Raw genomic sequence first — 13,341 nt, 5'->3', positions numbered from 1 at the left:
TTGCACTCACTTATATTTTGTAGAATAGTTTTATTGGTGTAAATTTGCCGAACTTTATTTCACATTATATTAAATAAGGATTAAAAAAACATGAGACAACTTAAAATTACGAAGTCGATTACTAACCGCGAAAGTCAATCATTAGATAAATATCTACAAGACATTGGTAAGGAAGAATTGATTACAGCCGATGAAGAGGTTGTGTTGGCAAGAAAGATCAAACAAGGAGACCAACGCGCTTTAGAAAAATTGACCAGAGCAAACCTTAGATTCGTTGTCTCAGTAGCAAAGCAGTATCAAAACCAAGGACTTACACTTCCAGATTTAATTAATGAAGGTAATTTAGGTTTGATTAAAGCGGCTCAGAAATTTGATGAAACTCGTGGATTCAAATTTATCTCTTATGCAGTTTGGTGGATTCGTCAATCTATTTTGTCAGCATTGGCAGAACAAGCACGTATTGTTCGTTTGCCTTTGAATCAAGTAGGTTCTTTGAACAAAATCAATAAAGCATTTTCTCGTTTAGAACAAGAATACGAACGTCCACCTTCAGCTGAGGAATTGGCAGAGGCTTTGGAAGTTCCAGAAGATAAGATTAAAGAAAGTATGAACGTTTCGGGTCGTCACGTATCTATGGATGCACCATTATCGGCTAATGAAGACGGAGGAACATTGATGGACGTTATGGCTAACGGTGATTCACCAAAGGCAGATACTTTATTGATGGCTGAATCTTTGCAAAGAGAAATTGAGCGTTCACTTTCAACATTAACTGATAAAGAACGTGAAATCATTCGTTTGTTCTTCGGAATTGGAATGAACCATGGATTAACTTTAGAAGAGATTGGATCTAAATTCAACTTAACTAGAGAGCGAGTAAGACAGATTAAAGAAAAGGCTATTAGGAGGTTGCGACACACTTCGCGAAACAAACTTTTGAAGGCTTATTTAGGATAAGAAATTTGGGGGCTGCTATTATTAGCAGCCCCTTTTTTATATGTATCAATAAAAATATCAAACAATAAATTAAGAATATGGATACTTCAAACGGGTATGAAGAACAGTTAGATGCTCATGTTAAAAGAGAAAGAGCAGCTGTAAAATTAGCTAGTAAAACCGGTCAACTTCTTTATGACAAGGGAGTGGAGTTAGTATTGTTTAGAAACCACCTAGTAGGATTAACGGTTTCTGAAATAATGAACTTGCATGACTATTCACGCAAGGTAGTTCAAAAACCAATCGATGTTTACACTACATCAGATATGGCAGAAGCATTGTTATCTATTGATTTAGCACCTTCTAAATTAGATATCGGTCGTTTGGCTTATGAATTCAATGAGTCAAAAGACAAATACAATAATTCAACTGAGTTTTTAAAAGAAACATTAAAAGATTTTATTGGTCAAGATAAAGCAAAAACTGAACCTCGTGATGTGGTTTTGTTTGGATTTGGTCGTATTGGTAGATTAGCTGCGCGTGAATTAATTAAACAAGCTGGTAAAGGTCAACAATTGAGACTTAGAGCAATTGTAACAAGAGATGTTAATCCAGCAATAATCGAAAAACGTGCGGCATTGTTTATGAATGATTCTGTGCATGGTGCTTTTGACGGAATAGTTGACGTTGATGCTGAAAATGAAGTATTGAATATCAACGGAATGAAGGTTCAAATGATTGAAGCCAAAAATCCAGAAGATATCGATTATACAAAATATGGAATCAATAATGCTTTAATTATTGACAACACTGGAGTTTTTACAGATAAAGAAAGTTTATCAAGACACCTTCAAGCAAAAGGAGCATCTCGTGTTATTTTAACAGCTCCAGGAAAAGGAATTCCAAATATTGTTTATGGAATTAACCAAGGAACGTTAAATTTGGAAGATACTAAGATTTTCTCTGCAGCATCTTGTACAACCAATGCTATTGCACCAATATTGAATGTAATTAATGATAAGTTTGGTGTAAAGAAAGGACATATTGAAACTGTTCACGCTTATACAAATGACCAAAACTTGTTGGATAACATGCACAAAAAACCAAGAAGAGGTCGTTCTGCTGCAATCAACATGGTTATTACATCAACTGGAGCTGGTAAAGCGGTAACTAAAGTTATTCCTGATTTAGAAGATAAATTAACTGCAAATGCTGTTCGTGTACCTACGCCAAATGGTTCTTTAGCAATTTTATCTTTAGAATTGGATAAAGAAATTTCTACAGAAGAAGTTAATGAGGCAGTTAAGCATGCAGCATTAAATGGAAACTTAATCAACCAGATTCATTACTCAGTTGATGAAGAGTTGGTATCAAGCGATATCATCGGAAACACTTGCTGTTCGGTATTTGATTCGCCAGCAACAATTGTTTCAAATGATAAGAAAAACGTAGTGCTTTACACTTGGTATGATAATGAGTTTGGATATACTAAACAAGTTATTCGTTTAGCTAAATATGTAGCTAAAGTGAGAAGATTGATTTATTACTAGGAGTTAATTTTAAGCTACCGAGGGCATTAAGCTCACAGTAATGAAAGATATATTAAAAAAGGACGCACGAATTGTGCGTCCTTTTTGGGTTTTATGGAAATAATATTGAAAAATAGAAATCTACGATTTTTTTATTGGATGATAATTTAATTGTGTTTTGTAATTCCCCTGTGAATTTGGTATCACATTCTGTTTTGAAACGCGGTGGTATATTGCGGTTGAATTTAAGGTTTCGCAATAGTGTTGGAATGGTGATAAATTTATGGTTAACAGTGGGCGGTAGGCATGTGTGCAATGTAGGCATGCCTTAGTAGGGCAAGCCTACTGCACATCTAAAACCGTTAATTTGTATTCTAATATCGTATTTGTGGGAATAACATCCGAACTTTTATCGGCATAACCCAATTGCGGTGGGATGATTAAATGAATTCGACCACCTTTTTTTAACATCATTAAGCCATCTTGCCAGCCAATAATTAATTGGTTTACTTTAAAACTTAAAGGATCATTTTCATCAATAACCTGAAATGTGTTTCCTGTTAGAAATGAACCTTTGTAGTGAAATGTAACTTGGTCTTTGTATTTGATAAATTCTTCACCTTCACCTTCTTCCAAAATGGAGTAGTAGAGGCCATTTTCTGTTTTCTCCATGTCAAGACCGGTGGAATCAATGTATTTCTGAATTTTTTGGTCGAATGATTCTAAATCGTTATCCGAATACGTGGTACAACTTGAAATTGATGCTAAGAGTAAAATAAATCCAATCCACCTCATGCTTATAGTTTTACTGGTGTTAAAGTATATCCTTGAGCTCTTAATAATTCGATTACTCCTTCCGGACCACCTAGGTGAGCCGCTCCAACAGCAATAAAAGCTTTATTTTTCTTAATTATTTTTCTAATTGGTTTGATCCAATTTTGATTTCTGTTGTTTAAGAAATCTTCTTCAAACTCTGGTGAACTCATGTTAGAACTTGTTGTAAATTCATGAATTTTTTCCACATCTTGAGATAAGTAAATGTCGACGAGTTCCCTTGAAGATTCTGCGCCATCCTCTTCATCTTTTAACGCGTCCATTACCATTTTCACTTGTTCTTCATCACTTAAATTGTCTATAAAACCCATTTGTTCTTCAATGGTTTCCAACCCAATAATTTCAATTTCCTCGGCCTTTGCGATTTGTTCAAATGACATCTCATAGCTTTGTGGATTTTCTCCAAAAGCATCTTTGATAAACAATTGTAATAATACGAAAGGTTTCATTTTTCCAAAAGCCATTCTCATCTGTGCTTCTTCAAAACCTAAGTTTTCTTTCGAATAAGTAAAAATAGAATCTAATTGTTCTTCATTAAATTTATCGAACATCGTTCCAGAATCCAACATCATCAATTTCATGGCTTTCATTTGTTCGTTCAATCCGCCAATTTCCATCACTAAAATGTCAGATTCCTTCACTTTTTCCTGTAATGATTCTGGAAATAAAAAATCATCATTTGGAATTAAATGCATTGTTCCAAATAAATAGGAAGGAGATTTCACTTTCTTCCCTGTAATTTCCCATAAAAGTGAAGATGTCGTTGCTTCTTGAGCAATCCCAAATTGCGCAACAAAAAATAAGCTTGTAATTATTGTCAGTAATCTTTTCATACTTGTTTTGTTAATTGAACTAAAAATGAATTTTCATCTTCGTCTAATAAAGTTAATGATAGTCCTGCTTCATTTGCAAACTCCTCAAGGTTTTTTAAATCCACATAAACCCAGTTAAACCAGCCACTCTCATGGTCTTTGTATTTCATATTAAATTTGAATTCTCCATAATAATTGGCGTTCAAATCAACCCAAAGTCCACCTTCTTCGTCTTCAAATACATTTTGAACATCAGTAGAATCGCATAAAATACTTCCTCCAGGCGCTAATAAGGAGGCAACATGTTTTAAAAATGGAGTAACTTCATTAAACGTGCCAGCTAATCCAATTCCATTCATCAATAATAAAATGGTATCGTATTTACCTGAATTAAATTCTAAGATTGGGGTAGAGTAGTGCTTTGCTGTTGGATAAACTTCGTTTAAATATTTAAAAGCTTTTGGACTTACTTCTAATGTTGTAACGTCGTGACCTTTTTCAAGTAAATACTTGGCATGTGGTCCTGCTGCTGCACCAACATCTAAAATTTTCCCTTCACAAAAATTCATGGCTGTTGCTTCTAACTTAGGAAAGTCGGTGTATTCGCGCATTAAATGATTGATAGGTAGAAAATCGTCATCGATTAAATCTGATTCCACTGTAATATCAATGGGATTATTGTTGGTATGAAAATCCCAGATAGCGGAACCGATAGGGTCTTTTGTGTTCATTTTATTTGATCTAACTATATATCGTAATCGTCAATATTATCGAATTGACCATTTCCAAATTCATCATCGAAGTCATTGAAATCATCAAAATCTTCCGCGTTTGGATCACGATCTGTTTCGAATTTCATTTCTTCTAGATTTTTATGCCCCTTATCCAAGATGCCCGGAGGAATTTCACCGACCTCTAAAATTAATTGGGGATGTTCAACTTCCTCATCTGTAATTTCGTGAAGTTCAATTAAGAAAATCCACATAGATAAAAAGTCGTGAACTAGAATAAAACGTTGTTTTGTATTTTCGATTCTTTCTTTTAAAAGCAAAGAATTCATTTCAACCGGAGCCTCTTCTTCGTCTAATTGACCAAAGGACATATCCATTAATGAGATTTCTTCTCCTTTATTCCAATCTTCATCACTCACAAAGAAGGATGCCATTTGATCATTTGAAAAACCAAAAGCATCCAATATAGTATTGTAAAAATGTTCGAAATTAAAATCGTCGTTGATTAAAATATCTCTAAAAACTTCTGTTTTCTCAACACTATCGAGTAATATTCTAAATTTTAGTCCTGCCATACTATTGTTTCCTATTGAACAATCAGCGAAGTTAATAGTTTTCTATCTTTTCAACCCCAATTCTTCCCCTAATTTTAACATCATTCCAAATGCCTCATCAAAGTCGTTTTGGATTTCTCCTTCTAAGATTGCTTCTTTAATTCGATTTTTAATTGTTCCAATCTCACCGCAAGGTTTTATATCGAATGTTTCCATGATAATTTTACCATCAATTGGTGGTTGGAAATTTCGAACACTGTCTTTTTCCTCTACGGTTTTAAGTTTTTCTTTAACTTTTATAAAGTTGTTTCTGAATTTCTTAACCTTAAAATCGTTTTTTGAAGTGATGTCTGCATTACATAGTGTCATCAAATCATCCACATCATCGCCCGCTTCATTCAATAACCTGCGAATTGCCGAATCTGTAACATCACCTTTTACCAAAGCAATTGGACGTAAATGAAGGCGTACAAGTTTTTGTACGTATTTCATTTTGGCATCCATAGGTAATTTCATTCTACGGAATAATTTAGGTACCATTTTAGCACCTAAATCTTCGTGACCGTGGAAAGTCCAACCTACTTTTTGATTGTATCTTTTTGTTGGTGGTTTTGCAATATCGTGCATAATTGCCGCCCATCTCAACCATAGATCGTCTGTATTTTCTGAAATATTATCTAAAACTTCTAAAGTATGGTAGAAATTGTCTTTGTGCGAATGTCCATTGATTGTTTCAATTCCAGCTAAATTTACCATTTCAGGGAAAAATTGATGGAGTAGGTGTGTCGAATACAAAAGTTTAAATCCTCGAGAAGGTGATTTACTTAGAATGATTTTATTGAGTTCATCCATGATTCTTTCTTCAGAAATAATCGAAAGACGTTCAGCATTTTCCTTAATAGCGGTTAAACTCTCGTTTTCAATTTTAAAATCAAGTTGAGTGGCAAATCGAATTGCACGCAACATTCTCAAAGGATCATCAGAATAAGTTGTTTCAGGATCTAATGGTGTACGAATAATTCCGTTTTCTAAATCTGCTATTCCATCAAAAGGATCAATTATGTCACCAAAACTGTCTTCATGCAATGAAAGGGCCAGTGCATTTATAGAAAAATCTCTTCTTTTTTGATCTTCATCAAGTGTGCCATCTTCAACAATTGGTTTTCTTGAATCTCTATTGTAAGATTCCTTTCGCGCGCCAACAAATTCAATGTCAAGATCTTTATATATAAAATGTGCAGTTCCAAATGACTTAAAAGTGGTCACTTTTTTAACACGTAACTTTTCTGCTACTTTTTTAGCTAATTCTAATCCATTCCCAACAACAACAATATCAATGTCTTTCGAAGGTCTTTCCAAAAGTAAATCCCTAACATATCCACCGATAACATAGGCTTCCAATCCTAGTTCGGTAATAATATCTCGTGTAACTTTAAAAACGGGATGCTTAAGCTTTTCTTTGTAATTCAATTTCATTTCGGGTGCAAATATACTGAACTTTTGGGAAAGATGAGATAGAGCCAAGTGAATAAGGAGTTTGAAAATTCCACCCAATTGGCTGTTCTTTGATTCTTTGGATTAATGAATTTACTTTGATTTTCAAATCCACCCAATCCATTTAAAACTATAAATTCTTAGTCGTATTTACCACCTTAATCCATCCATAAACTCCTTTGTTCTTGAAATTCGTATAGTTCAAAACCATACTTTGTTCTTCGGCTATACCGTTAAAAAACACGACAAATTGCCAATCGTTTTTCTCATGTAGAATTTTGTATGTTGCACCTTTGTTGTAATTGATAATCAAATTTGATTCTGTATAATCCTCAAATGCATTTTCATTTACTATTGCAGGAGACCAACGAAGTTCAGTTTTTTTGTCTAGTTTGTGGTATTTGTCAGAGAAGTTTACTTTCTCAGGGAAAAATGGACCTACCATATCTCCGGAGTCTCTTCCTACAAAGAATCGGTCCTCAACTTTTAATTTGTCATTTACTTTTCTGATGCGGTAAATATTGTGGCTAGCACCTGCACAACAAGGGTATTTATGTGTGTAAAGTATAAGCTCATTTGTTAGCGGGTGAAATTTGTAGGCTAAAAGTCTTCCAACATTTCCATACACTCCTTTTTGCTCTATTCCTTTTTCTAAGTCAAATATCTCAACATATTCTCTTTCATCCAAATCATTTTTAAGACCCATGAATAATAACATTGCCTCTTGATTTTTATGGAATTTGAAAGAATACCATTGTGAAGCATATCTTTCCCAATACTCATCAAAATTATTGGTTTGTATAGTTAAATCATGACTCAATTCATTAAATCTGTGGAGATCTCTTACTTTACTCATGATAGATGTATCCTGAGAAAGGATTTTATTGAAATCGGTTTTTCCTTCATTCACAAAAACTTCATGAGGAATATCAACCAAGTTAGGGTTTACTTGAGCGTTGTAAGTATTGAATGACAAAGCAAACAATAGGAGTAAGGATAGTTTTTTCATATTGAAAGAATAAAAAAAGGGAGCATTAAAACACTCCCTTCTATTAAAAATATTAAGGTTTATTTTTCATCTTCTTTTGCATCATTCACTTTTTTCTCACCTTTTTCAACTTCGGTGGTCAAAGCATCTTTTGCCTCGTTCAAAGTCATTTTTATTTTGTCTCCTTCTTTGATTGAAGCATTGATGATTTGTTCAGCCAATGGATCTTCAATGTATTTTTGAATCGCACGACTCAATGGTCTAGCTCCAAATTTAGAATCGTATCCCTTGTCAACAATAAAGTCTTTCGCTGCATCATCCAATTCGATTTCATAACCTAAGTTATTAATACGCTTATATAAGTGAACCAATTCCAAATCAATAATCTTATGAATATCTTCACGTTCAAGAGATTTGAACATAATCATATCGTCTACTCGGTTTAAGAATTCTGGTGAGAACGCTTTACGCAATGCACTTTGAATTACTGATTTTTGATCATCATCAGTTGCTGCTGCTCTTGCTGCAGTTCCAAATCCAACACCTGTTCCGAAGTCTTGCAATTGTCTTGCTCCAATGTTAGAAGTCATAATAACAATTGTGTTTTTAAAATCGATTTTACGACCTAATCCATCAGTCATGTGACCTTCGTCTAAAGCTTGCAATAAGATATTGAATACATCTGGATGCGCTTTTTCAATCTCATCTAAAAGAATGATAGAGTAGGGCTTTCTTCTCACTTTTTCAGTTAATTGACCACCTTCTTCGTATCCAACGTATCCTGGAGGTGCTCCAACTAGTCTAGAAATAGAGAATTTCTCCATGTATTCAGACATATCAACTCTAATTAAAGCTTCTTCTGAGTCAAACATTTGTCTAGCCAATACTTTAGCCAATAATGTTTTACCAACTCCTGTTGGCCCTAGGAAGAAGAATGAACCGATTGGCTTGTTAGGATCTTTTAATCCCGCACGGTTTCTTTGAATTGCTTTCACAACCTTAGAAACAGCCTCGTCTTGTCCAATAATATGACTTCTAACTTCTTCATACATTTTTGCCAACTTACCACTTTCTTTTTCAGCGATTCGTTGGACCGGAATACCGGTCATCATTGCCACAACATCTGCAACATTTTCTTCAGTGACAGTTACTTTATGATTCTTAGTATCTTCTTCCCACTTTAATTTCTCTTCTTCGAGTTCATCTTGAAGTTTCTTTTCAGAGTCACGAAGTTCAGCAGCTTTTTCATATTGCTGAGACTTAATTACATCATTCTTCTTGTCTTTAATTTCTTCAATTTTCCCTTCAATATCGATAATTTGTTTCGGTACATTAATGTTCGTTAAGTGAACACGAGAACCTACTTCATCCAAAGCATCAATAGCCTTGTCTGGTAAATGGCGATCTGAAATATATCTATCAGTTAAAGAAACACAAGCTTTAATGGCTTCTGGAGTATAAGTCACACTGTGGTGATCTTCATAACGCTCCTTAATGTTGTTCAAAATTTCAACAGTTTCTTCTGCAGTAGTTGGTTCAACCAATACTTTTTGGAAACGACGTTCTAAAGCACCATCTTTTTCAATATGTTGACGGTATTCATCAAGCGTCGTTGCACCAATTGCTTGGAGTTCTCCTCTTGCCAATGCAGGTTTGAACATGTTAGAAGCATCTAAAGAACCACTTGCTCCTCCAGCACCAACTATAGTATGAATCTCATCAATGAAAAGAATGACATCTCTGTTTTTTTCGATTTCAGCCATTACAGCTTTCATACGTTCTTCAAACTGACCACGGTATTTTGTGCCCGCAACTAGTGAAGCCAAATCAAGTGATACAATTCTTTTATCAAAAAGTACACGCGAAACTTTACGTTGTACAATTCTTAATGCTAAACCTTCAGCGATGGCACTTTTACCAACTCCAGGTTCACCTATAAGAATAGGATTGTTCTTTTTTCTACGTGATAAGATTTGACTTACACGTTCAATTTCTTTTTCTCGTCCAACGATTGGATCAAGTTGATCATTTTCTGCAAGTTTGGTTAAATCTCTACCGAAATTGTCTAATACAGGCGTTTTCGACTTTGTATCTCCTGATTTTCTAGCACCACCTCCAGTTGGTCCACTACCAGCAAAACCAGCGTCTCCGCTACCTTCACCAGCACCAGGGAATTCAGCCCTTGGGTTATTTTCTTCTAACATAGCTTCAATTTCATCTTTAATGTTGTCATATATCACACCATATCTGTTCAAAGTTCTGCAAGCCACATTGTTTTCGTCCTTTAATATAGACAGTAACAAATGTTCAGTTCCAATTACCGGGCTTTTAAATAACTTTGCTTCTAAATATGTGATTTTTAGTACTTTTTCAGCTTGTTTTACCAATGGTATATTGGTTAAATCTTTTGCTGAATTATTTGAAGATTTATTCAAATACGATTCGATTTGATATCGTATTTGTTCTAAATCTAAGTTAAACTCTTTTAATACGCGTATGCCCAAGCCTTCTCCTTCACGAATTAGACCAAGCAGTAGGTGTTCGACACCTATATAATCATTCCCTAATCGAAGAGCTTCCTCTCGACTAAAGTTGATAACGTCTTTTACTCTTGGTGAAAATTTTGCTTCCATAGTTTTACGAATATACATAAATTTTGTGTTGCTTACTTAATGAGTAAATAACACTTTCAAAAATAAAACGATTTAGCAAGTGAAAGGTTTAAGTTCTCCACAATTATTCACAGGTTTTTGTTTATAATTAATAAAAATACTACCCTCTACCTTGATTTAAATCCTTATTTTCGGACATTCTAAAAGCACGCAACTTTCGTGCAGTAATAAATTAAATGACAAGATGGCAGAAGGAGAAAGAATCATTAAGATTAATATCGAAGATGAAATGAAATCCGCTTACATCGATTACTCGATGTCAGTAATTGTTTCGCGTGCTCTTCCAGATGTACGTGATGGATTTAAACCAGTACACAGACGCGTACTCTATGGAATGCAAGACTTAGGAGTTTACTCCAACAAGGCACATAAAAAATCAGCGAGAATCGTTGGTGAGGTTTTGGGTAAATACCACCCGCATGGTGATAGTTCAGTTTATGATACAATGGTACGTATGGCTCAATATTGGTCATTGCGTTATCCTTTGGTTGATGGACAAGGTAACTTTGGTTCAATGGATGGCGATAGTCCAGCCGCAATGCGTTATACTGAGGCACGTTTAAGAAAGATTTCTGAAGAAATGTTGGGTGATCTTGACAAAGATACTGTTGATTTCATTCCAAATTTTGATGATAGTTTAACTGAGCCTACGGTTTTACCTACGAAAATTCCTAATCTTCTAATTAATGGAGCAAGTGGAATTGCCGTGGGTATGGCAACAAATATGGCACCGCATAACTTGACAGAAGTTATTAACGGTACAATTGCGTATGTTGATGATAAAGAGATAGAGATTGACGGTTTAATGAAGCACATTACCGCTCCTGATTTCCCAACTGGAGGAATCATTTATGGTTATGATGGTGTAAAATCTGCTTTTGAAACTGGAAAAGGACGTGTTGTAATTCGTGCTAAGGCAATTATTGAAGAAAATAAACACGGTCGTGAACATATTGTAGTATCTGAAATTCCTTATCAAGTGAATAAGGCAGATATGATCAAGAAAACTGCAGACATGGTAAATGAAGGCAGAATCGAAGGGATTACTGATATCCGTGATGAATCTGACCGTAATGGTTTACGCGTTGTTTATGAATTGAAGCGTGATGCTATTCCTAATGTTGTGTTAAATAAGTTATTTAAATACACGTCTTTACAAACCTCATTTTCAGTTAATAACATTTGTTTGGTTGATGGTCGACCTGAGTTGTTGAACTTAAAACAAATGATTGAAAAATTCGTTGAGTTCCGTCACGAAGTGATTGTAAGAAGAACTAAATACGAATTAAAGAAAGCAGAAGAAAGAGCTCATCTTTTAGAAGGATTAATCATTGCATCAGATAATATTGATGAAGTAATTAAGATCATACGTGCGTCTAGTAGTCCTGATGAAGCTAGAGAAAACTTAATTAAGCGTTTTGAACTTTCAGATCTTCAGTCTCGTGCGATTGTTGAAATGCGATTGAGACAATTAACAGGACTTGAGCAAGATAAGTTAAGAGCAGAATATGCTGAGTTAATGTTAACGATTGCCGACTTGAAAGATATTTTAGCTCATGAGTCACGCAGAATGGCAATCATTCGAGAAGAATTAGAATATATCCGTGATAAATACGGTGATGAGCGTCGTTCTGTGATTGAATACTCGGCATCAGAGATGAGAATTGAGGATTTAATTCCAGATGAAGAGGTTGTTGTAACAATTTCTCACGCGGGTTATATAAAACGCACAAGTTTAAGCGAATACAAAGTTCAAAATAGAGGTGGAACTGGATCTAAAGGTTCTACTACGCGAGATAAAGATTTCTTAGAAACAATTTTTGTAGCTACGAACCACAATTATCTAATGGTATTTACTGAAAAAGGTAAATGCTTCTGGATGCGTGTGTTTGAAGTCCCAGAAGGAAGTAAAACTTCTAAAGGAAGAGCGATTCAAAACTTGATTAATATAGAGCAAGACGATAAAATTAAAGCATACATCAACGTTGAGGATTTAACGAATGAAGAGTATGTTGACAATAACTTTATTGTTATGTGTACTAAGAAAGGTATCATTAAGAAAACGAAGTTAGAAGCTTATTCTCGTCCACGTTCTAACGGTATTAATGCAATTAATATTAATGAAGGTGATGAATTATTAAGTGCCAAGTTAACAAACGGTACGCAAGAAATCATCTTAGCGAAAAGATCAGGTTATGCTATTCGATTCAATGAGTCTACGGTTAGAACTGTAGGAAGAAACTCAATTGGTGTTAAGGGTGTAACAATGAGTCGTCCAGAAAACGATGAAGTTATTGGAATGATTTGTTTAGAACCAGACAGTGAGAACAGTATTTTGGTTGTTTCTGAAAATGGTTATGGAAAACGTTCATTCTTTAATGATCCAGAAACAGGAGACCCAATTTATCGTGTAACGAACCGTGGTGGAAAAGGTGTTAAAACACTTTCTGTTACTGAAAAAACGGGTGATTTAATTGCTATTTTGAATGTTACGGATGAAGATGATTTAATGATTATCACTAAACGTGGAATTACAATTCGTTCAAGAGTTGATCAAATTCGTGTGATGGGTCGTGCTGCTCAAGGAGTTAGAGTAATCAACCTTTCGAAAGGTGGTGAAATAGCAGCTGTTGCAAAAGTTCCAAAAGAAGACGAAGTAGAGATAGTAGAAGGTGAAGTCATTGATGGTGAATCTGTTGAAGGAGACGAAGTTGATTCAAAAGAGTCAGATTCTGAAAATACAGACACATCAGAAGAAGATGGCACAGAAAATGATACTACTGAAGAGTAA

At 34.7% G+C, this 13,341-nt stretch carries 10 protein-coding genes; 3 read left to right on the top strand and 7 right to left on the bottom strand.

From position 1 onward, the window contains the following. Nucleotides 1-90 precede the first annotated feature (90 nt). Both C6368_RS01910 and C6368_RS01905 read left to right on the top strand, forming a co-directional pair. Entirely contained in the window at nucleotides 91-957 is an 867-nt protein-coding gene (locus C6368_RS01910; RefSeq protein WP_107037491.1) for a sigma-70 family RNA polymerase sigma factor, read from the top strand. 77 nt (nucleotides 958-1,034) lie between these two features. Beyond that, nucleotides 1,035-2,486, top strand: a complete 1,452-nt coding sequence (locus C6368_RS01905) for a glyceraldehyde-3-phosphate dehydrogenase (RefSeq protein ID WP_107037490.1) — start codon at nucleotides 1,035-1,037, stop codon at nucleotides 2,484-2,486. Nucleotides 2,487-2,807: 321 nt separating this feature from the next. Here the strand turns inward: C6368_RS01905 and C6368_RS01900 are convergent, their stop codons facing one another. The 7 genes from C6368_RS01900 to C6368_RS01870 all read right to left on the bottom strand — a co-directional run bounded on the left by C6368_RS01900 (nucleotide 2,808) and on the right by C6368_RS01870 (nucleotide 10,511). Continuing rightward, nucleotides 2,808-3,260, bottom strand: coding sequence for an FKBP-type peptidyl-prolyl cis-trans isomerase (locus C6368_RS01900; protein ID WP_107037489.1), 453 nt, complete (start codon nucleotides 3,258-3,260; stop codon nucleotides 2,808-2,810). Nucleotides 3,261-3,262: 2 nt separating this feature from the next. Beyond that, nucleotides 3,263-4,132 carry a TraB/GumN family protein gene (locus tag C6368_RS01895; protein WP_107037488.1) on the bottom strand — a complete coding sequence of 290 codons (870 nt, stop codon included), beginning with the start codon at nucleotides 4,130-4,132 and terminating at the stop codon, nucleotides 3,263-3,265. Further along, nucleotides 4,129-4,842 carry a class I SAM-dependent methyltransferase gene (locus tag C6368_RS01890; RefSeq protein WP_107037487.1) on the bottom strand — a complete coding sequence of 238 codons (714 nt, stop codon included), beginning with the start codon at nucleotides 4,840-4,842 and terminating at the stop codon, nucleotides 4,129-4,131. Before C6368_RS01890 ends, C6368_RS01895 begins: the two co-directional genes overlap by 4 nt. A 14-nt stretch (nucleotides 4,843-4,856) precedes the next feature. After that, on the bottom strand, nucleotides 4,857-5,417 hold the full coding sequence (locus tag C6368_RS01885) for an IS1096 element passenger TnpR family protein (protein ID WP_107037486.1): 561 nt from the start codon (nucleotides 5,415-5,417) through the stop codon (nucleotides 4,857-4,859). A 42-nt stretch (nucleotides 5,418-5,459) separates the two neighbouring features. Further along, nucleotides 5,460-6,872, bottom strand: coding sequence for a CCA tRNA nucleotidyltransferase (locus C6368_RS01880; protein WP_107037485.1), 1,413 nt, complete (start codon nucleotides 6,870-6,872; stop codon nucleotides 5,460-5,462). 148 nt (nucleotides 6,873-7,020) lie between these two features. Then, on the bottom strand, nucleotides 7,021-7,899 hold the full coding sequence (locus tag C6368_RS01875; RefSeq protein ID WP_107037484.1) for a hypothetical protein: 879 nt from the start codon (nucleotides 7,897-7,899) through the stop codon (nucleotides 7,021-7,023). A gap of 59 nt (nucleotides 7,900-7,958) precedes the next feature. Then, entirely contained in the window at nucleotides 7,959-10,511 is a 2,553-nt protein-coding gene (locus C6368_RS01870) for an ATP-dependent Clp protease ATP-binding subunit (RefSeq protein WP_107037744.1), read from the bottom strand. A 223-nt stretch (nucleotides 10,512-10,734) separates the two neighbouring features. On the opposite strand from C6368_RS01870, the gene gyrA reads away from it, so the two are divergent. After that, nucleotides 10,735-13,341, top strand: coding sequence for a DNA gyrase subunit A (gene gyrA / locus C6368_RS01865; RefSeq protein ID WP_107037483.1), 2,607 nt, complete (start codon nucleotides 10,735-10,737; stop codon nucleotides 13,339-13,341).

It is taken from the genome of Brumimicrobium mesophilum, from assembly GCF_003025005.1.
Lineage (GTDB): Bacteria > Bacteroidota > Bacteroidia > Flavobacteriales_D > Crocinitomicaceae > Brumimicrobium > Brumimicrobium mesophilum.
The sequence above is the reverse complement of the archived record's forward strand: the minus strand, read 5'-3'. Positions and strand labels throughout refer to the sequence as shown.

What these genes read in the sequence shown, in the direction of transcription:
- C6368_RS01910 (WP_107037491.1), top strand. Translation starts at nt 91, where the DNA reads ATGAGACAACTTAAAATTACGAAGTCGATTACTAACCGCGAAAGTCAA.
- C6368_RS01905 (WP_107037490.1), top strand. Translation starts at nt 1,035, where the DNA reads ATGGATACTTCAAACGGGTATGAAGAACAGTTAGATGCTCATGTTAAA.
- C6368_RS01900 (WP_107037489.1), bottom strand. Translation starts at nt 3,260, where the DNA reads ATGAGGTGGATTGGATTTATTTTACTCTTAGCATCAATTTCAAGTTGT.
- C6368_RS01895 (WP_107037488.1), bottom strand. Translation starts at nt 4,132, where the DNA reads ATGAAAAGATTACTGACAATAATTACAAGCTTATTTTTTGTTGCGCAA.
- C6368_RS01890 (WP_107037487.1), bottom strand. Translation starts at nt 4,842, where the DNA reads ATGAACACAAAAGACCCTATCGGTTCCGCTATCTGGGATTTTCATACC.
- C6368_RS01885 (WP_107037486.1), bottom strand. Translation starts at nt 5,417, where the DNA reads ATGGCAGGACTAAAATTTAGAATATTACTCGATAGTGTTGAGAAAACA.
- C6368_RS01880 (WP_107037485.1), bottom strand. Translation starts at nt 6,872, where the DNA reads ATGAAATTGAATTACAAAGAAAAGCTTAAGCATCCCGTTTTTAAAGTT.
- C6368_RS01875 (WP_107037484.1), bottom strand. Translation starts at nt 7,899, where the DNA reads ATGAAAAAACTATCCTTACTCCTATTGTTTGCTTTGTCATTCAATACT.
- C6368_RS01870 (WP_107037744.1), bottom strand. Translation starts at nt 10,511, where the DNA reads ATGGAAGCAAAATTTTCACCAAGAGTAAAAGACGTTATCAACTTTAGT.
- gyrA (WP_107037483.1), top strand. Translation starts at nt 10,735, where the DNA reads ATGGCAGAAGGAGAAAGAATCATTAAGATTAATATCGAAGATGAAATG.